Source organism: Leptospira idonii, assembly GCF_004770995.1.
In the GTDB taxonomy this organism is placed as follows: domain Bacteria; phylum Spirochaetota; class Leptospiria; order Leptospirales; family Leptospiraceae; genus Leptospira_A; species Leptospira_A idonii.
The window spans coordinates 146,907-165,762 of record NZ_RQHW01000002.1; the positions used below are offsets into that span (position 1 = coordinate 146,907).

Annotated in this window: 19 protein-coding genes; 13 read left to right on the forward strand and 6 right to left on the reverse strand. The window is 42.0% G+C overall.

Features of this window, described 5'->3' with window-relative positions; translation table 11 throughout:
• Positions 1–11 precede the first annotated feature (11 nt).
• Together EHS15_RS00740 and EHS15_RS00745 are read right to left on the reverse strand one after the other, a co-directional pair.
• Positions 12–983 (reverse strand): ribonucleotide-diphosphate reductase subunit beta, encoded by a 972-nt coding sequence (locus EHS15_RS00740; protein ID WP_135758614.1) that lies wholly within the window; start codon positions 981–983, stop codon positions 12–14.
• Entirely contained in the window at positions 984–1,265 is a 282-nt protein-coding gene (locus EHS15_RS00745; protein WP_210416268.1) for a cysteine-rich CWC family protein, read from the reverse strand.
• A gap of 43 nt (positions 1,266–1,308) precedes the next feature.
• Here EHS15_RS00745 and EHS15_RS00750 point away from each other — a divergent pair, with 43 nt between their 5' ends.
• The 4 genes from EHS15_RS00750 to EHS15_RS00765 all read left to right on the forward strand — a co-directional run bounded on the left by EHS15_RS00750 (position 1,309) and on the right by EHS15_RS00765 (position 6,634).
• On the forward strand, positions 1,309–1,635 hold the full coding sequence (locus tag EHS15_RS00750) for a hypothetical protein (RefSeq protein ID WP_135758615.1): 327 nt from the start codon (positions 1,309–1,311) through the stop codon (positions 1,633–1,635).
• Between the two features lie 226 nt (positions 1,636–1,861).
• Complete coding sequence (locus EHS15_RS00755; protein WP_135758616.1) at positions 1,862–4,189, forward strand: adenylate/guanylate cyclase domain-containing protein; 2,328 nt, start codon at positions 1,862–1,864, stop codon at positions 4,187–4,189.
• Between the two features lie 7 nt (positions 4,190–4,196).
• Positions 4,197–6,080 carry a 1-deoxy-D-xylulose-5-phosphate synthase gene (dxs, locus tag EHS15_RS00760; protein ID WP_135758617.1) on the forward strand — a complete coding sequence of 628 codons (1,884 nt, stop codon included), beginning with the start codon at positions 4,197–4,199 and terminating at the stop codon, positions 6,078–6,080.
• Positions 6,081–6,136: 56 nt separating this feature from the next.
• Positions 6,137–6,634: a tetratricopeptide repeat protein gene (locus EHS15_RS00765; protein WP_210416272.1), complete on the forward strand. Its 498-nt coding sequence runs from the start codon at positions 6,137–6,139 to the stop codon at positions 6,632–6,634.
• A gap of 3 nt (positions 6,635–6,637) precedes the next feature.
• On the opposite strand, the gene EHS15_RS00770 is transcribed toward EHS15_RS00765, so the two are convergent.
• Both EHS15_RS00770 and EHS15_RS00775 read right to left on the reverse strand, forming a co-directional pair.
• Complete coding sequence (locus tag EHS15_RS00770) at positions 6,638–7,150, reverse strand: hypothetical protein (protein ID WP_135758619.1); 513 nt, start codon at positions 7,148–7,150, stop codon at positions 6,638–6,640.
• A 15-nt stretch (positions 7,151–7,165) separates the two neighbouring features.
• The gene (locus EHS15_RS00775; protein WP_135758620.1) at positions 7,166–7,570 is read right to left on the reverse strand and encodes a hypothetical protein; all 405 of its coding nucleotides are present in this window, start codon (positions 7,568–7,570) and stop codon (positions 7,166–7,168) included.
• An 85-nt stretch (positions 7,571–7,655) separates the two neighbouring features.
• Between EHS15_RS00775 and EHS15_RS00780 the strand changes: the two genes are divergently transcribed.
• Complete coding sequence (locus EHS15_RS00780; RefSeq protein ID WP_135758621.1) at positions 7,656–8,342, forward strand: hypothetical protein; 687 nt, start codon at positions 7,656–7,658, stop codon at positions 8,340–8,342.
• Here the strand turns inward: EHS15_RS00780 and EHS15_RS00785 are convergent.
• Both EHS15_RS00785 and EHS15_RS00790 read right to left on the reverse strand, forming a co-directional pair.
• Entirely contained in the window at positions 8,339–8,896 is a 558-nt protein-coding gene (locus tag EHS15_RS00785) for a DUF1564 family protein (RefSeq protein ID WP_135758622.1), read from the reverse strand. The genes EHS15_RS00780 and EHS15_RS00785 overlap by 4 nt on opposite strands.
• A gap of 36 nt (positions 8,897–8,932) precedes the next feature.
• Positions 8,933–11,470, reverse strand: coding sequence for a cyclic nucleotide-binding domain-containing protein (locus EHS15_RS00790; RefSeq protein WP_135758623.1), 2,538 nt, complete (start codon positions 11,468–11,470; stop codon positions 8,933–8,935).
• An 86-nt stretch (positions 11,471–11,556) separates the two neighbouring features.
• Here EHS15_RS00790 and aroA point away from each other — a divergent pair, with 86 nt between their 5' ends.
• The 8 genes from aroA to fabG all read left to right on the forward strand — a co-directional run bounded on the left by aroA (position 11,557) and on the right by fabG (position 18,822).
• On the forward strand, positions 11,557–12,840 hold the full coding sequence (aroA, locus tag EHS15_RS00795) for a 3-phosphoshikimate 1-carboxyvinyltransferase (protein ID WP_135758624.1): 1,284 nt from the start codon (positions 11,557–11,559) through the stop codon (positions 12,838–12,840).
• A 14-nt stretch (positions 12,841–12,854) separates the two neighbouring features.
• Positions 12,855–13,595, forward strand: a complete 741-nt coding sequence (cmk, locus tag EHS15_RS00800) for a (d)CMP kinase (RefSeq protein ID WP_135758625.1) — start codon at positions 12,855–12,857, stop codon at positions 13,593–13,595.
• 20 nt (positions 13,596–13,615) lie between these two features.
• On the forward strand, positions 13,616–15,319 hold the full coding sequence (locus EHS15_RS00805) for a 30S ribosomal protein S1 (RefSeq protein WP_135758626.1): 1,704 nt from the start codon (positions 13,616–13,618) through the stop codon (positions 15,317–15,319).
• A gap of 5 nt (positions 15,320–15,324) precedes the next feature.
• The gene (locus EHS15_RS00810) at positions 15,325–16,086 is read left to right on the forward strand and encodes a tetratricopeptide repeat protein (protein ID WP_135758627.1); all 762 of its coding nucleotides are present in this window, start codon (positions 15,325–15,327) and stop codon (positions 16,084–16,086) included.
• A 2-nt stretch (positions 16,087–16,088) separates the two neighbouring features.
• A complete protein-coding gene (gene hisG / locus EHS15_RS00815) occupies positions 16,089–16,703 on the forward strand; it encodes an ATP phosphoribosyltransferase (RefSeq protein WP_135758628.1) in 615 nt (204 codons plus the stop codon).
• A gap of 69 nt (positions 16,704–16,772) precedes the next feature.
• Positions 16,773–16,973, forward strand: coding sequence for a 50S ribosomal protein L32 (gene rpmF / locus EHS15_RS00820; RefSeq protein WP_135758629.1), 201 nt, complete (start codon positions 16,773–16,775; stop codon positions 16,971–16,973).
• A 5-nt stretch (positions 16,974–16,978) separates the two neighbouring features.
• A complete protein-coding gene (gene plsX / locus EHS15_RS00825; RefSeq protein ID WP_135758630.1) occupies positions 16,979–18,001 on the forward strand; it encodes a phosphate acyltransferase PlsX in 1,023 nt (340 codons plus the stop codon).
• A 59-nt stretch (positions 18,002–18,060) separates the two neighbouring features.
• Entirely contained in the window at positions 18,061–18,822 is a 762-nt protein-coding gene (gene fabG / locus EHS15_RS00830) for a 3-oxoacyl-ACP reductase FabG (RefSeq protein ID WP_135758631.1), read from the forward strand.
• The last annotated feature ends 34 nt before the right edge of the window (positions 18,823–18,856 follow it).

An 18,856-nucleotide genomic window follows, 5' to 3' on the forward strand; every position in this document is an offset into this window, starting at 1 on the left:
ATCCTCTTGTTCTAAAAATCTTCATCTAACGAAAATGCCATGGATTCTTTTTGAGCGAGCACTCCTGCCTTTTGGTAATCTCCCACACGTTTTTCAAAGAAATTCGTTTTTCCTTCGAGTGAGATCATTTCCATAAAATCGAAAGGATTGGCAGTATAATAAAGTTTTTCCAATCCTAGTTCTAAAAGCCATCGGTCCGCAACGAATTCTATATATTGGCTCATTAACTTAGCATTCATTCCGATCAAATCAACTGACAAAGATTCTGTGATGAATTCTTTTTCTATCGCTACTGCGTCAGTGAATATTTCATAAATTTTTTCCTGCGTAGGTTTGTTCTGGAGCATTCGAAAGAGAAGGCAGGCAAATTCGCAATGTAATCCTTCGTCTCTGCTGATCAGTTCATTTGAGAAAGTGAGCCCCGGTAGAAGCCCTCTTTTTTTCATCCAAAAGATGGCACAAAAACTTCCGCTGAAAAAAATCCCTTCCACTGCCGCGAATGCCAAAAGTCTTTCTGCAAAATTTCCGTTTTCAATCCAACGCAAAGCCCATTCTGCCTTCTTTTTTACAGCGGGAACATTCTCTAATGCTCCGAAAAGACGGGTTTTTTCTTTCGTATCTTGTATATAGGTATCGATGAGAAGAGAATACGTTTCCGAGTGGATGTTCTCCATCATGATTTGGAACCCGTAAAAGCACCTAACTTCAGGAAGTTGGACTTCTCTCATGAAATTCACTGCTAGGTTTTCGTTCACGATCCCGTCGCTTGCGGCGAAAAATGCAAGAATATTGCTTAGAAAAAATCTTTCGTTCTCGTTTAGATTCTTCCAATCCTCCAGATCCGCACTGAGATCGATTTCTTCCGCAGTCCAAAAGCAGGCTTTTTGTTTTTTATACATCTCCCAAATTTTCGGGTATTGGATGGGCAGTATGACAAAACGATCCTTGTTTTCTCGTAATAATACTTCTGTTTTAAAATCCATTTAAAAACTCCATGTAAGCGATTTATATAATTGAAGTGTTTTGTATTCTTCTGTCAGTAATGACATGCATTGGTAACAGAGGCAGTCGTCGTATTGAATGCTCAGATAATTTCTTTCCTCTTCGGAAAGGGCGACTTTGGAGCATTGACAGATTGCGATCGAACCCACTTTACATTCGAAAAGGTTTTTGCATTTAGGGCAGAACTTTTCTTCGTGTTTCACCAAATTAGAATTAGGTGTATCTTGGCGGGAAAGATTCGGATGATGACTATGATTTCCCAAGATAATACTCCTAATAAACTCGGGACAGGATGATCACGGATGGATGAACATGGCGATCCCGGTAGCAAAAGTCCGGGGCCCTGAAAAAAATTTCGGTACAAATGATCGTAGTACGGGCGATTCATTTGCGGGAAGATCCGACTCATTCCTCATCGAATTCGATGTGGAAAATACGGTTGCGCCGTCAGTTGAGGAGTTGCACCCCATTCCTCCCGGAATTAATTTCAGGAAAGTGAAAGAGACATATTCTGTCAATGCGCATTTTGGGGTAAAATCGCTCCTACAGACGGCAAATTACTTTTTAGTCGCTTTTTCTTGTTTGAGGGCATTTCAAACAATTCTCTCTTTCTGCATAATGAAAGCTAAGTGAAGAAAACAGTTTTATGATATTGGTGTTGATTGCGTTGGCTGCACTTGGAGTAATCCCTCCTTGGAGCGGTGTGAAAGCAAATTGCAGGATGCAGTGGAAAGATCTCGAATCCTCTGTTCTTTCGGAAAATGGAAGTTTTTTTCCGAAAGATTCCAAAAACATTTGAGTCTCCTCATTTTTTTTCAAAGAATGGCTAGGAAATTCCCCTTTTAGGAAACGAGGCTCTATGTCCAACAAAGAATCTAAATCTCTTTCGATCTTAGATTATCTTATTCTTTCTTTAGCCACAATCGGCTCGATAGGAATTCTAACATCTGTTATTCTCACTGGCTGGGAATATGAATACCTATCGTTGGTTGTGGGACTTGCGATTCTTCTGGCAAGTTCGTTTTTCGTTTATAAAACGATCGAAAAAATCGCCTCCGATAAACAGAAAACAGGTGCTCTTTGGCTTGCGTATGTAATTGCCGTTTTTATGTACGGAATGGTAAATACTTTCCAACCTTTGAAAGATTTAGAAGAGGATTCCATATCTACTCGTTTTCAATTCTTAAGAGGATCCAACACCAAATCGGAACAGGAAGGGGAATCAGGAAGAATCGAATACATCCAATTCCAGCCTCCCGCAAAAGCAAGAAAAGACATCAATATCATCGGGATCACCACCGAGTCATTGGAAAGACTGCAAGGAACTTGGCCTCTTCCTTGGAAATATTATGCAAATATCATAGAAACATTCAGCTCAACGAACAACATACTGATGTTCGATATTTTTCTCGTGGATTATAAGCCCGGACAAACGGAAGAGATGGTGGAAGCTCTAAAGAAAAACAGGAATGTTCTCTTTGACTACCCTATGGAAACCAGTGCGGAGTCTAAAGCTGCCGTTTTGAACCTTGACAAACGAATCGATGTTTTGCGTCGATTCCAACTCAAAAACGTAATCGATGAAGGAGACTTGGGCGTTGCTTGGGTGAATTTTCCTCAGCCTCCTATCGAACAAATCGGAGAACTATCTTCCGGTTTGGGTTTTGCGAACGTAAAAAAAGACGAATCAGGTTTAAACCGAAAAATGCCTTTGGTTGTGAAGGTTCTGAACTCTGGCAAAAGCAGAGAAACAGAATACTTCCCTTCGATCGACTTACTCATCGTATGTCAATACTACGGAATCGATGTACAGAAAGATGTAGAAGTGAATATGGGCAAGTATGTGAAGCTCAGCAACATTCCTAAAAAGATTTTACGTGAATTCAATGTGAAGGCGCGTAAATTCGAAGAAAGAGATGTGATGGCAGCTCCGAATGAGAAAAGAGAAGTTATCATTCCCATCGATTATGACGGCCAGATGGAAATTAATTTCGTGGGTGGCCGATATTCATTCAAACAAAACGAAATTTTCGAAGTCACAAACGATTGGAACCCCGAACTTTTGGAAGCCAATCAAATCGATAATAAGATTTTTCTTGTAGCGATGTATTATGCAACGGGAAGAGGGGCTTCCAAAGACTCCCACCTTTCTCCGTTTGGCGATATGTCGGGAATCGAACACCACGCACATGCGATCAATACCATTCTGAATCAGGATTTTATGTCTTCGCTTCCGAACTGGGCGATTTTTATCATCTATCTTGGTCTTGGTTTGATGATCGGTTTTTTACAACCTCGTGTAAAAACACATTGGGGTTTCGTGATTATGCTCACTCAGTTGATTGTCTATGGTGTGGTTGCACTTTATATCTTTGAGAAATTCAATCTCATTACGGTGCTTCCTTCCGTAACGATCGAACAGATCGTAGTCTTCATTGCGATCATCGGTTTTAGAATTTTGACGGAAGAGGAGAACGTAAAATACATCCGCCAAACATTCTCTAAATTCGTATCCAAAGACGTTGTGGATGAGCTCTTAAAACATCCTGACAACTTGGCTTTAGGTGGATCTAAAAGAGAAATCACTATTTTCTTCTCGGACGTAAGAGGGTTTACCACCATTTCGGAAGCTCTCGGTCCGGAAGATTTAGTAAAACTTCTCAACGAATATCTTTCCGCAATGACGGACATCATCATCCAATATAAGGGCACTATCGATAAATATATGGGGGATGCGATTATGGCATTCTGGGGAGCACCTGTTCCCTTGGAAGATCATGCGTATTACGCTTGTGTTGCGGCGCTCGCCCAATTGGATCATTTAAAGACCTTACAGAAAAAATGGGAAGAAAGGAACGTTCCGGTTATCGATATAGGAATCGGTCTCAATTCCGGTCCTGCGGTTGTGGGAAATATGGGGTCTTCTCACAGGATGGAATATACCTGTATGGGAGACACGATCAACCTTGGTTCTCGTTTGGAAGGCTCGAATAAGATGTACGAAACCAATATCATCATTTCCGAGTACACCTATGAAAAAGTAAAGGATAGGGTAGTGGCCAGAGAGCTGGATTTGGTGCGGGTAAAAGGAAAAACACAGCCTGTTCGGATTTACGAATTGCTTGGAATCCTAAACCCAGAAGATATGGAAAAAATGAAGCGACCTTTGCAAGGGGCAGCCTCATGAAAAAAGAATGTCTTTATACCCGTATCTCGATCAAATCCAATACCCGGAAGATTTAAGAAAACTTAAAGAAACAGAGCTCCCTCTGGTCTGCAAAGACCTGAGGGAATTTATCATCGACACGCTTGCCGGAATCGGCGGCCATTTTGCAAGCAACCTGGGGGTTGTGGAGCTGACTGTGGCACTTCATTATGTGTTCAATACTCCCGTTGATCGATTGATTTGGGATGTCGGGCATCAAACTTATCCTCACAAAATTCTTACAGGCAGAAAAGGCCAACTCTCTACGGTTCGCAAATGGGGGGGGCTTTCCGGTTTTCCAAAAAGAGAAGAATCCAAATACGATTTATATAATACGGGTCATGCGGGAACTTCCATCTCTCAAGCATTAGGTGAAGCTTGTGCGAGAGATTTGGTAGGAAAAGACTACAAAGTCGTTTCCGTAATCGGGGATGCCTCCATCGCTACAGGGATGGCTTTGGAAGCGATGAACCACGGCGGTCATGTGAAGCCGAATATGCTGGTCATCCTCAACGACAATTATATGTCGATTTCCAAAAACGTAGGATCCATATCCAACTATCTGAATAATATCATCTCTTCTCAGATTTATAATAAATGGAAAATGGTATTTTATCGTTTTCTGAAGTGGCTTCCTCTCGTCGGTCCCGCTTTGGAAAGTATAGCGCATAATATGGAATCTTCCATGAAACATTTTATGATGACTCCGGGAGGATTATTCGAAGACCTGGGGTTTACATATTACGGCCCGATCGACGGGCACGATGTAGGAAGATTGGTGCAGATGCTGCAAAATCTTGTGAAGATCGACGGACCTGTTTTGCTTCATGTTTTGACTCAGAAAGGGAAAGGTTATAAGCCGGCAGAGGCAGACCCAATCAAATATCACGGTGTGACACCTTTCAATAAAGAAGACGGAAAGATGGCCTCTGCCGATTCGAATAAAATCAGTCTTTCTAAGATAGTAGGCAAAACGCTTTCCGATCTCACGGATAAATATCCGAATACTGCGGTCATCACTCCGGCGATGATCGAAGGAAGCGGACTTAGAGATTATCAGGAAAAATATCCGAATCATACTTTCGACGTAGGAATCGCAGAACAACACTCAGTCGCTTTCGCAGGCGCTATGACCAGTGCAGGAGTGATTCCTTATATGTGTATTTATTCCACATTCTTAACTCGAGGAATGGATCAGCTTGTGGAAGATGTTTCTTTGATGAATCTTCCCGTACGTTTTGTCATCGATCGAGCAGGGATTGTTGGAGCGGATGGAGAAACTCACCAAGGTCTTTCCGATCTAGGGTATCTGGCAGGACTGCCGAATATGGATATCATCGTTCCTAGTTCTGCACAAGACATCATCGATTGCCTTCATTTTATGGCTACTTATACGGATGCTCCTATTTCCATTCGTTTTCCTAAAGACAACGGAGATTTGAGAGAATTAAAATTCGAGAATCCTAATGTGATCGAAAAAGGGAAGGCGAGAGTTTTGGCAGAGGGGAACGATCTCCTTCTGATTTCCGTAGGATCTATGCTTCCTATCGCCAAACAAGTTCAGAAGGATTTAGAAGCGAAAGGAAAAAAAGTAGGATTAATCGATCTATTCTGGCTTCGCCCATTCGATAAAACTACCATTGAGCGATTATTAGGTGATGTAGGCCGATTTGCCATTTTAGATGAGAGTTACGTCCATTCGGGTGCATCCGGATATCTCTTGAATGAAATTCATCCTAAATACCTTTCCAAATTCCTAAAAACTTTCGCCCTTCCTGCGGAGCCGATTCATCATGGAGAGAGATCCCAAGTTCTATCCCATTATAGATTGAACTCGGAAGGAATTGTGGAAGAAATTCTTCGTATTCTGTAAAATTAGTTTTCAAGGAGATTTTCACCCCTTCCGAAAATGAAAGAAAAACAACGAGGATATCTTTGTCTTCTAATTCTTTCTCCAACCAACTTGATTTAGCAAAAGACTTTTTCCGAACGGGCGATATGGATCGCGCCGAATACCATACTCGTTCCCTTTTGGAAAGAGAGGAAAATGAAGAAGGATATTTTTACCTAGGATTGATTCAGAATTCCCAAGGAAAATGGGAAGATGCTTTAACTTCTTATTATAAAGCAGTGACTTTGAATCATGAGTATGGAAATCCATGCAATGAAATCGGAGTTTTGCTTCTCCGTATGGGAAAGGATAAGGAAGCTGTGTACTGGCTTAAGAAATCAGTACGTTGTACTGTAAATGACGCTCCTCATATTTCCTTTTTTAATTTGGCTACATTGTACAAACTTTGGAATCGCCCGGAAAGATCTTTACAATATCTTCATAAAGCAATGGAAATCAAAAAGGATTTTCCGGAAGCAAGCAAGATGTGGGAAGAGTTAAAAACCGATCCCAATCATTCCGCAAATTCGAATTAATTCTCAGCCGTAATTTTGAGGGAGAGGGATTCCAATCTCTCCTTCATATAAAGGGATTTCCATCCTCAAATCTCCTATTTTCAAATAAGATACATCTCCTTCCTCTTCCAGAAATTCCGAGAGATCCGATGCTGCTGTCCAAGTAAAGCGATACTTAATTTTATCTTGGAAGGATGAAATCCCTATCAAACTATCATCTAACGTATGATAGATTTCAAAATTGGATAGATCATGGAGTTTTTCATCATCCGTGAGGAATTGAAGTTCTCCGTTTTCTTGTTTTACTTGCAGGACATGGCAAGGAAAGCCTGTGATTTCGAGATATCCGTTTTCTCTCAGCAGTCCGAATGCATTTTCAATATAAACTCCTGCATCGTTTTGATGCAGATTTTGGCGGAAGTATTTCAGTATCTCTTGTTGAGTGATTTCATTTCCTCGGAAGATCCAGCGATCTTTCTGGTCGATTCGGATTTCAGAGTCAAATTTACGTGGGGAAGATTGAGTTTGTGAATCCATAGTGTATCGTGCGCCTCATTTGTAGCGAAAAGCATAGCCTGTCCAAACAGGCAGATTGGATTGGTGTTTGTAGGAGTGGGTTGTATGGCCACGGTTGTCCATGGTTTCGAAGGAAAGGGCATCCACGGATTGTTGTTTTTTTTGGATCATCCAGACTCCATCCATCTTTTTCTCCCACATCTCTTTCTTCAGGGAAATCTCCAACTCTTCCCAAGGTGCCTCGGATTGGTTCCGAATTACGATTTCTCCCATAATTTGAAAGGGCTTTCGGGGGCGTTCCCTAAGGATCTCGATTTCCTCCCAATTGGCCTTTCTATAACCTGCTCTGTACGCTGTGTATTCTGGCTCGGGTATAAATTCGATCGTTGAACAGCTAATGAAAGCGAGAAAGACGGCAAATTTCAAAAATTTAAGATTCATTCTTATTCCTTAGACAAAAATATGCTATACATTGGCTTAAATGCAATAGGATGAACAAAGACAGAGATATAGGCATCCTTCTTTCATGGAAGAAACAGATTTAGGAAAAAGAAAAAGAGAGAACGTCTTAAAAATCGGATTCGCAACTTTGGACGAGATTGAGGACAAAGTGAAAGCATTTCGGGTGATGAACCAGAATGCGGTAAAAAAGCGATACCTCATTACAAGAGATCCGGTTACGGATGGTTCCGGTAAGTTATTGCTACAAAAAGCCCAAGAGATAGATGTTTCCGCAGCCAAATTGTTGCGAAGACATTTTAAGGGTGGAGATATGTTTAAGGTCTTCCAGCCTGATGAGGGTTTGGTGATCATTTCTGACATGTCTACTATGGAAGGTGTCTCTTTTTCCATGGACATTGTGACACAGATCATGAACCTCGGAGGAGGGGCATACGAAGGTTTTATCGACCGAGTTGACAGCTTCGAAGACTTTATCGGTCTGCTTAAGAAGAACTTGTTTCCCCGTATGATCATAGTCGGTTATCTGCCTAAAGAAAAAATCCAGAACGAAATCATTAACTTTGTTAAGGTTAAAAGATTAGATAATTATTTGCGTGCTCTGGAGCTGACACATTCTGTCTTTAAACCAAGTGCCTACTTTCCTAAAATCAAACAAGTAAACATTTCTCAGGAAGATCCTAAATCGTGGGGTCGGTTCGTAGTGGAGATTGTTCGAGAATATACTCGACCATATTTCGTTGAAGAAGTTTAGGAATCGCGGTATTGAGTGATTTCGATCTCTAGAGTGTGATTGGTGCGGTTGAAAGTTTGGCGTGATTCGAGTCTGCGAAAATATGTAGTACCTCTTACAAGCCCCAATCCACGCACTAATTCAAGCCAACCCAACTCCTCCCATTCCAGCATTAAAACCAATAACTTACTTCTTGATATACCTAATGCATTGGCGGCAATATCCATTTCCGCTAGATTTTTATCTGTCACTCTGCAGCTAATCTTTTGAAGCTCTTGACCAACTACTTGGTAAGATCGAGTGATTCTTTTTCTGTTTCGAGAGATCAATCCGTAATAAATTAGATGAGCTGATTCTTCCAAAAGATTGCGAATTCTCGCACTAAAAGCGCCTTGCATAGAGGAACGAATGTATCGGAAGATCTTGGCAGGAATAAGGAAAGAGGTCACAGTCTCTCCGTTTGGTTGAAAATAATGAGAATTTACTTCCGAGGATTCTAAGGAGAAATAAGGATAACTAGATTTAAATAAAGGGAAATTCTGTGGATTAGTTGTTCGGTAGTTGCTTTCTTCCATCTCAGTTAGAGATAGAAAGAAAGCTCCTTTGTACCCTTAAACCTCGTAAAATAGTAAATTTTCAGCGAGTTCTTTCGGTAAATTCCCGCTGGCATCCATATATTTTCTATAGCGATTTTCCAACTCTTTGTGTTGTCGATTTCGAACGTTCTTAAAGCGGTTATGAAGTTCCGAGAACGCAGGTTGAGCCGAAACTTTTTCTCTAATATTCTTATGAAAAGGAATATGCCGATAGAAAGTAGAACGTACTACACGGTTTACCCTTTGGACCCCTTCCGCTTCATATTTGATCCATAAGCCGTAATCGTAGGCGAATTTATCTCGATCGGTTCGGAATCTTTTGAAATCGGATGTGATTTTTTCTTTCAATTCGGGAGACAGATCTTTACTCTTCTTGTAGAATTGCACATAATCCGTGTAATCTGCCGTGATTGAAGGAATCCCTACGTTGTTCCAGTCTGGCCCTAAAATATTTTTACATAACTCCCATCGGAATGCTGCGACTGCATCCAATAAAAAGGTTTTCAGATCCCCTGTTACGAAATGAGGGATCGTGATTCTTCCTTTGGATTCTTTCGAACCGGAGCCTCGGAAAACGGAAAGATCCTGCCACATCATGAGCTTAGGACCGATCGACGGAACCAAAATGAAATCAGGAATCACGCTTCTTTGGACGAATTCGTTTTTGATTCCAATGCTTTCATTTCTATATAAGATTTCTCGATTGAATGCTGTGTAATCCACGTTTAAGATATCTTGGATCGCTTTCTCTACATTCTCTCTTGTGACAAAACATTTCTCTAAAGGAAGAGTGATGTGATATCTTGTTAAGATAGGAAAGTGGCTGGCAATGCTTCCCGAAGTCAAACGTACATTCGGTTCGTACATCGCATTGATTTCATAACCTAATCTTGCTTCTCCCGTATCATGATCAGGGGGGATGTCTTTGTCCGATTTGATTCCGGAATCTTTCAGTTCCAGCTTGAGTTTTTCGAAAAAGGTTTGGCCTAGTTCGTCCACAGAAGTAGGAATTTCTCTTCCGTAGATTTTCTCCAGCCAATCTGTGCCGAAATGAACAGGAACAGAACCGTTGTATCTGCCGGATTCGAGTCGGCTGAAAAGTTCAACTATATGTCCGTCGTCTAATAATGTTTCGTCGAAATATCCGTAGCGTAACATAAGTTCGACGGCTTTGGGACCCTTCTTCCCGTCTTTCATCCATTTTTGGAAAGATTTTTTATAAACCTCCCAATATGTTTTGGATATGGTTCTACGAATCTTGCGGTTGTCCGGTTCCGGATCCAGAGGATTTTTGAAGGTTTTTAGTTTCACCATCAGAGTGGAAAATTCTTTCACTGCTTCCGGATCGGCCTGGGAATAGTTTAAGATTTGGCTCGCAGAATTCAACAGTTCCGTTTTCAAACTTCCTATATCGATCCCCGCACGGATATTGTCTCCTCCAGCGGCAATGACAGCATCGCTTTCTTTTTTTGCGTTCAATTCGTGAGAATATTTGCCGGTAAGTTCTTTGAGTTTCTGCTCCAGCTTATCCAAACAGGATCCGATCCCTCCGTATTCGGAACCGAAGATTTGTTTATACTCCTCGAGTATTCCGAGACTTTTCTTTTGGATCCATTCACATATTGGAAGTAATACGGTAGAAGGTATGGTGGAATAACCTGTAGAGAATAAATCCAGAGTTAGATTGAACTTCTCGATTAAAGATTGATCTCCCTGGAATGCTGAGTTCAGAATGTCTGTAAGATCGGATGCTTCTTTGTTGAGTGTATCGAATAATTCTCGATAGGTGGTTACGTAACTTTCTGCCGCGCTCTGCAGCAAACTAGGATCCGCCTCAAAGAGAGCTTGGGAGATTTTGGGGTTCACCGCTAAAATTTTACGGATGAAATGAAAAGAAGAATCATTCCATTCCACTGTCTCTTCGTAATCTTTATCGAAAAACTCTCCGTGATCTTCTTCTAAAAAAGAAATGCTGGGCTGCTCCGGTAAGATCCCCCCATGTTCGTGAAACCCCGCCAAATTGTTTCTGATTTGGCGCATAACAGGGTCAATGATTGTATCGTCTCTTGTAATGATCCCCCCAGGCTGCACATCAGAAAAAATAGAAGGATTCAAAATATAATAGATCGCTCCCAAATTGTCGGATACCTGTTGGATCTTGGAGTTTAATCCTTTGATGGACAGGATCCTTTTGTAAAGTTCTCCGATCTCTTTCAGCATCGTGCGAACGCTCATAACCCCTACGGAAACTTTTTGTGTGAGAGTTTTCTTCGCATTCGCAGAATTCATCACATAGGTAGAAATTACACAGGAAGTTTTTGCCCGAATCGTATAAGGATAAGGAGTTCCTTCTAACAAAGCAAAGATACCGGGAGTGAGATTGGTTCCTTCCAAAGTATAGAGAGCCAGGCTCGTTTCCCCCAAAGTCGTTTCTATGCGAACCGAACCTTCGTGAAGGATATTTAAGGACAAAGAAGGTTTTCCTGCGACAAAGAGGACTTCACCTGGATTGACTGGGATCTTTTGATTATTTTTACTGGTATCTAGGGGCATGTTTAGCTTTTGATAAGAACGTATCGTTCCTACAAAACCTAGGATTCTTTCTCCAAATTGCAAAATACTTTTTAGAAAAATATAGAATGTTATCTTCCCAAATTTCCATTTCCCAATCGAAAAAAATTTCCATACCCGGAGATAAGTCCATTTCTCACAGGTCCGTTCTTTTTAGTTCCTTGGCCGAAGGAAAATCCGAAATCCACGGCTTTTTGGAAGGAGAAGATCCTTTAAATACAATGCATTGTTTTGCAAAAATGGGGGTGGAATTTACGCCCCAGGGAAAGGGAAGTTATTCCGTCCAAAGCCCTGGAAAGAAAAATCTACATTCCCCCGGTTCGGAATTGGATTTTGGAAATGCCGGTACTGGAATTCGCTTATCAGCGGGACTTATTTGCGGACTCCCTCAGATCGAGGCCGTCCTCACCGGGGACGCCTCTCTTCAAAAAAGACCTATGGCAAGAATCATAGATCCTTTGCGAGCAATGGGAGCAGACATCAAATCCGTTTCCGGAGACGGAAAAGCCCCTCTTGCCATCAAAGGCAAACAACTGCAAGATTACCAATTCAAAAGTCCCATCGCTTCGGCCCAAATCAAAAGCGCTTTAGTTCTAGCCGCACTTTCTTCCGAAATCGCAATCGATTATGAAGAAGACGAACTCTCCAGAGATCATACGGAAAACATGATTCGATTTTTGGGAGGAAACATAGAGCAAATCACTCCTCTTCGTTTCCGCCTCAAACCTCCTTATAAGTTCGAAGGAGGAAAGTTCGTTATCCCTGGAGATATCTCCAGTGCTTCTTTTTATATAGTATTCGGTTTATGCGGGAAGGGAGAACCAACTATCATACGTAATGTGGGACTCAACCCTTCCCGCATAGGAATCCTTACCGTTCTGAGAAACATGGGAGGAAAGATCGAAATCGCAGATCCCAGACAGGAATGCGGAGAAGACATCGGTGATCTAGTTGTTTATCCTTCCCGATTGAAACGAACGGAAATCGAAGCTCATTTGATCCCTTCCATCATAGATGAAATTCCTATCCTTGCCATTGCAGGTCTTTTTTCCGAAGGAGGGTTTTCCATTCGAAATGCAAAAGAACTTCGGGCGAAAGAATCCGACAGAATCGTTTCCATGGTCACCAATTTGCAGAGATTAGGTGTTGAAGTAACGGAATACGAGGACGGATACGAATTTTCGGAAGTATCTTCCATCCGATCCGCCAAAATCGAAACTTATATGGATCATAGAATCGCAATGAGTTTTGCGATTCTTTCTAAGTTAACCGGGATTGATCTTCAATTGGATGAAACCAGTTGGGTAGATACTTCCTTCCCTGGATTTTTCGAAATTTTAAAACAGTTTTAAGGGAACGAAACAGTATGATCGATCATGTAATCGCAATCGACGGCCCTGCCGGTTCCGGCAAAAGCACCATCGCCCGGCTCATCGCAAATAAAATCGGATATCTATACTTGGATTCGGGAGCTTTCTATAGAGGACTCACTTTGGCACTTTGGGAAACGTTCCAATCCAAAGAAGGAACTCAGGAACAATTTCCTTTTTTTGCGGAGAAGTTGGCGGATGCCTGTCTTTTAGAGAAAGAAAAACAAGAGTTCGGATTTTCTTTATCTTCCGTTCCTTTGCGCTGCGAACTTTCTTCTCAGGGAGAAAATCGAATCTTTTTAGGAGAGAGAGACATTTCTGAAGAAATCCGTACTCCCGAAATCACAAGGCTCATCCGACACATCGCTCCTCAGAGAGCGTTCCGCGAATTCGTAAATTCCAAGATCAGAGATTTTGCCAAAACTCATAAATTGGTCATGGACGGAAGGGACATCGGGACGGAAGTCTTCCCTAAGTCCAAATTCAAATTTTTCCTCACAGCTTCCTCTGATGTTCGCGCCCAAAGAAGGTTTAAGGAATTGGAATCCAAGGGAATCAAAACCGATTTCGGGCATTTAAAGGAAGAAATCGAATCCAGGGATCTTTCGGACGAAACCAGAACCGTCGCCCCCCTCAAACAGGCTTCTGACGCAATCCGTATTGACACGAGCACCCTTGACACGGAAACTGTCCTAAATACTATCCTGTCCAAGCTTTCGCCGCCTGGACAAATCTAAGTTTTGTATCCCGGTAACCATTGAATTCAACCAACCCATCTTCCTCCCCCAAAAACGAGACCACTTCCTTCGGAGAACTCCTAGAAAAGTGGGAATCACAGTCGCAAGCGCAAGAACAAGAAAATTCAGCAGGGAAAGGACTGCTCATTGAAGGCACCGTCGTAGACGTAATCGGAGACACAGTTTTCCTAGACATCGGTGAAAAACTAGAAGCGCGCGTTCCGCGTGAAGATTTTTCTGAAACCCCGAAAAGAGGGGAACGTGTCAGTGCCATTGTTAAGAAGCGCGTCGACGGATATTGTGTACTCTCGAAAAAGGAAGCGGATCAAAGAGTCGGTTGGGAAACCATCAAAGATGCAAGCGTAAACGGTTATCCTCTTTCCGGAAAAATCGTAAGCGAAGTTAAGAACAAAGGTTATCTGGTAGAAAGCGAAGGCATTCAACTTTTCCTTCCTGCATCTCATGTAGGAGTTCGTTTCAAAGAAGCGACGGAAGGCGGAAAAGAGTTCCAAGTTAAAATCATCGAACTCAATGAAAAAACCAAAACGGGTGTTGTATCTCGTAAAACTCTTCTCGATGAAATCAACGGCGAAAAATGGGAAGAGCTTCTTGGAAAAGTAAAAGTAGGGGATAAAGTTCAAGGTAAAGTCGTTAAGATTGCCAACTTTGGAGTTTTCTTGTCCGTTCACGAAGTAGTGGGACTTTTACGTCAAAACGATATTTCTTATAAAAAATTCGCTCCTTTCAAACAATACTTCCAAATCGGTGCCGATGTGGATGTGATCGTTCTGGAAGTAGACAAAGAGAACAACAAACTCTCTTTGGGCATCAAACAGTTGTATGAAGATCCTTGGATCTGGGCTAAGAAAGAATTGGAAAAAGGTATGGTGGTGCGTGGAATCGTTACTTCCATGACGAACTTCGGTGCTTTCGTAGAACTCAAAGAAGGTCTTGAAGGTCTCATCCATACCACTGAACTTTCTTGGGCGAAAAAACCGCCTCATCCGAAAGATGTATTGAAAAAAGGCCAAGAAGTAGATTCCGAAATTTTGGACATCGACTTTGAAGCACGCCGTCTTTCCCTCGGTCTCAAACAATTACTTCCTAACCCTTGGGAAGCTCTTTCTTCTAACGTCCGTGCAGGAAACGTATTGGAAGGAAAAGTCACTGGAATCACTAAATACGGTGCTTTCGTAGAAGTTGAGAACGGAATCGAAGGTCTCATTCACATATCCGACATTACATGGGATGAAAAAGAAAAGAACCCTCTTTCTCTTTTGAAAAAAGGTTCTTCCATCCAATACAAAATCCTAGATGTAAACTTGGATGCACAAAGAATCAGCTGCGGTTTGAAACAACTCAGCGAACATCCTTACGAAGCTCTTCGCAAAAAATATCCGCCGGGTACTCTTGTAGAAGGAAGAGTGAAATCCATCGTAAGTTTCGGTGTGTTCGTAGAAGTAGAACCTGGTTTCGAAGGTCTAGTTCATATCTCCGAAATTCCTGACGGTAGAAATATCAAGTTGGAAGATCTTTACAAAGTGGGCGAACAAGTTCGCACAGTTGTAGTGAAAATCGAGCCAAATAACAAAAAAATCTCTCTCTCTATCAAAGACTTCGATAAGGCTGTGGAAAGAGAAGAGATGGCGAAATATATGAAAGAAGATAACACTCCTTCTCGTGAGTCTATCGGATCTTTCATGAACTTGAATAACAACCGTTAATCCTTATGGATAAGTTTGTAAAAAAGAACCTCATCGATAAGAAGAAAGAAGAAACGCGAATTCAGGTAGATGAATTTGCGGACTTCGAAGGCTCCAAATCGGAGCTTTACTTCTTAAAGTTTTCCCGTTTTTTGGGACGAAATCGTAAAAACGTTTTCATTGGTATTTGTGTCACAGTGGTTTTGTTAGCTTCTGTGATCGGATACTTCGAATACGCAGACCACAGATTCCAAAAGGAAACGGTTCTTCTTGAAGAACTTCAAGTAAAAGCCAGAAAATCAAATGCAAGCGTAGACGACCAAATCAAAGGTTTGGAATCTTTTCTGAAAGAACAAAGTTCCGGCAATATGGAACTTCGTGTTTGGAAAGATCTTTCTCGTTTGTATGCAGAAAAAGGCGATTTCGGAAAAGCTGCCGAGTTTTTGGAAAAAGCGGGAATCAAAATCGATTCTCCTGCTGAAGTTAAAGCATATTACTTCTACATCGCCGGCAATTACAGAGACCAACAATCCGATTCTGCAAAAGCATTAGAAAATTATAAAGTAGCTTCTACCATCATCGAAAAAAGCGCAGAACTTTCTAATTTCAAAGCTTGGGCCTTCTATCAAACGGGAAGACTTCAATTCCAAACGGGAGATAAGGCAGGGGCTAAACTTTCTTTGGAGAAAGTTTTGAAATTGGAAAACACAACTGCTACCGGTGCGGATTCATTGGATGAAGTGAAACTTCTTTCCAGCTATCTACTTCTGAAAATCGGGAAATCGTAAATATGCTGACCCTCGCTCTTCCAAAGGGAAGGCTTGCGGAGGAAAGCGCCCAGATCTTAAAAGACAAGGGATGGTTGTCATCCCTTCCTCCTTCCGACTCCAAAGAGCTCACCTTTGTTTCCTCTGACAAAAGACTTCGACTTTTGTTTGTTCGCTCCCAAGACGTATGCACTTATGTGGAAGAATGTTCCGCCGATGCAGGAATTGTAGGATGGGACATAATTAAAGAAGGAAAATACGATTTAATCTCTCCTGTAGACTTAAAGATAGGAGAATGCCGTCTTTCTCTTGCTAGTTTCCCCGATTTCGACCTATTTGCCAAAAGATCTAAGGTAAGAGTTGCCACAAAATACCCCGAACTCACAAAAGAGTATTTTTTCTCAAAAGGAATTTCCTGTGAGGTGATCAAACTCTATGGTTCCATCGAATTGGCACCTATCGTAGGGCTTTCCGACTGCATCGTGGATCTAGTTTCTACGGGAGGAACATTGAAGGCAAACGGTCTGAAGGAAATCGAGTCCATCCTGCACAGCACTGCGAGACTTGTCTGCAATCGATCCGCATTTTATGCCAAACAAAATGAACTGCGATCTTTAATTGAGAGCCTAGAAAATTAAATAGATTGTTTTTCGACAGCTTCCCCAAACCATAGTAAAAACTTAGTAATTTTTCCATAGAGGATAGCCATGGCAGTCCCAAAGAGACGCAAATCGAAATCAAAAGTTAGAACCAAAAGGGCGCATCATGCCATTGGTAAACCTAACTTGAACCCTTGTTCCAACTGTGGTTCTTATATTCTTTCCCACCGTGTGTGCCCTTATTGCGGTTTCTACAAAGGCGCACTCGTAGTTGCACAGAAAGTAAAAAAGACTGCTGAAGAAAACTAACAATTATGTGGGTCGCCGTAGACGCGATGAGCGGAGATTACGGCCCGGAGTGTATCGTTGAGGGCGCCGTCCTTGCCGTCCGGGAGCTTGGCCTATCTGTTTCTTTGGTAGGCGACGAACAAGAGTTATTAGACCTTCTTTTAAAATTCGACTATGATACTGAAAAGATCAGAGTCGTACATTCTTCCGAAATCATAGGAATGAATGATTCCCCCTCCATAGCAGTCCGTGCTATGGAAGATTCCTCGGTAGTAAAAGCGGTGAGATTGGTTGCAGAAAAAGAATGCATCGGCGTATTCTCACCGGGTAACACAGGTGCTACGATGGCCGCAGCTCTTCTTCATATGGGTCGCCTTCCTGGTGTTTTGCGGCCCCCTATTGCCGCTCCCATCCCCAGAGAAGAGGGACCTCCCGTTTTGCTTTTGGATGCAGGTGCTAATGTGGACTGCAAGCCGGAATACTTGGCACAGTTCGCAGTGATGGGAGAAATTTATTCCAGAGAAGTTTTCGGAATTCAAAATCCTAAAGTTGGGATTCTCTCCAACGGAGAAGAAGATAAAAAAGGAAATTCCGTTACCGTCAAAGCATTCGAAATACTCAAAAAAATCCCCTTTAATTTTATCGGAAATGTGGAAGGCCGCGATCTTTACGGAAGCGGAAGAGATGTGGATGTAGTCGTCTGTGATGGTTATACGGGAAACATCGTCCTTAAGGCAACGGAGGGACTAGCAAAGTCCATTTTCAATGTTTTGAAAAATTCAATCCGCCAGTCCAGTTTGGCTCAGACAGGGGCTTTGCTTTTGAAGTCCACTTTCAATGCTGTGAAAAAAAGATTGGATTATGCCGAATACGGCGGAGCACTTCTTTTGGGTGTGGAAGGGATTTGTATGATCGGCCACGGATCTTCCAACGCTCTTGCAGTAAAAAATGCCGTCAGAGTCATTTCTGAGTGCGCAAAACAAAGAGTAAACGAACGTATTGCGGCAAGAATTTTAGAGTTTCGCTCAGTGATGGGCGATGTGGTTTGATAGATATCGGATTTATTTTATTTTGCATAAGCGTATAAATCATTAGTTAGGAGAAAGAGATGATTAATTTAACCGGAAAAACGGCAATTGTAACGGGTGGAGCGAGAGGAATTGGTAAGGGAACTTGCTTCAAACTTGCCTCTTTGGGTGCGAATATAGTAGTTGCTGACATGAATCCAGAAACAACGCAAGCTACGGCGGAAGAGTTGAAGGCGAAAGGATACAAAGCGATCGCAGTGATCGGAAACGTTTCCGTAGAAGAAGATGCACAAAACCTAATCGCTACAGCTCATAAAGAATTCGGTTCCGTAGACATTTTGGTGAACAATGCCGGTATCACTCGTGATACTCTTCTAATGAGAATGAAAAAAGAGCAGTGGGATGCGGTGATTGCCGTGAACCTAACTGGAACTTATCTTTGCACACAAGCAGCGATCAAAGTGATGATGAAACAAGAAAACGGTGGATCCATCATCAACCTTTCGTCTATTTCCGGAGAAAACGGTAATATCGGTCAAACAAACTATTCCGCTTCTAAAGCGGGTGTGATCGGTTTCACTAAGGCGGTCGCTTTGGAGATGGCTGCTAGAAAAGTTCGTTGCAATGCGATCGCTCCAGGTTTCATCGCAACTGAAATGACAGATGCAATCCCTGAGAACATCAAAGCGGGTATGATCTCTGCAATTCCATTGAAAAGAGCCGGTCTTCCTGAAGACATCGCAAACGGAATCGCATTCCTTGCTTCCGATGCTTCTTCTTTTATCACAGGACATGTTCTTGATATCAACGGTGGTGGTTTCCTTCCTGGTGGGGGACATTAATCCTTCCAACCCCTTCTCAAATAAAAAAGCCCTC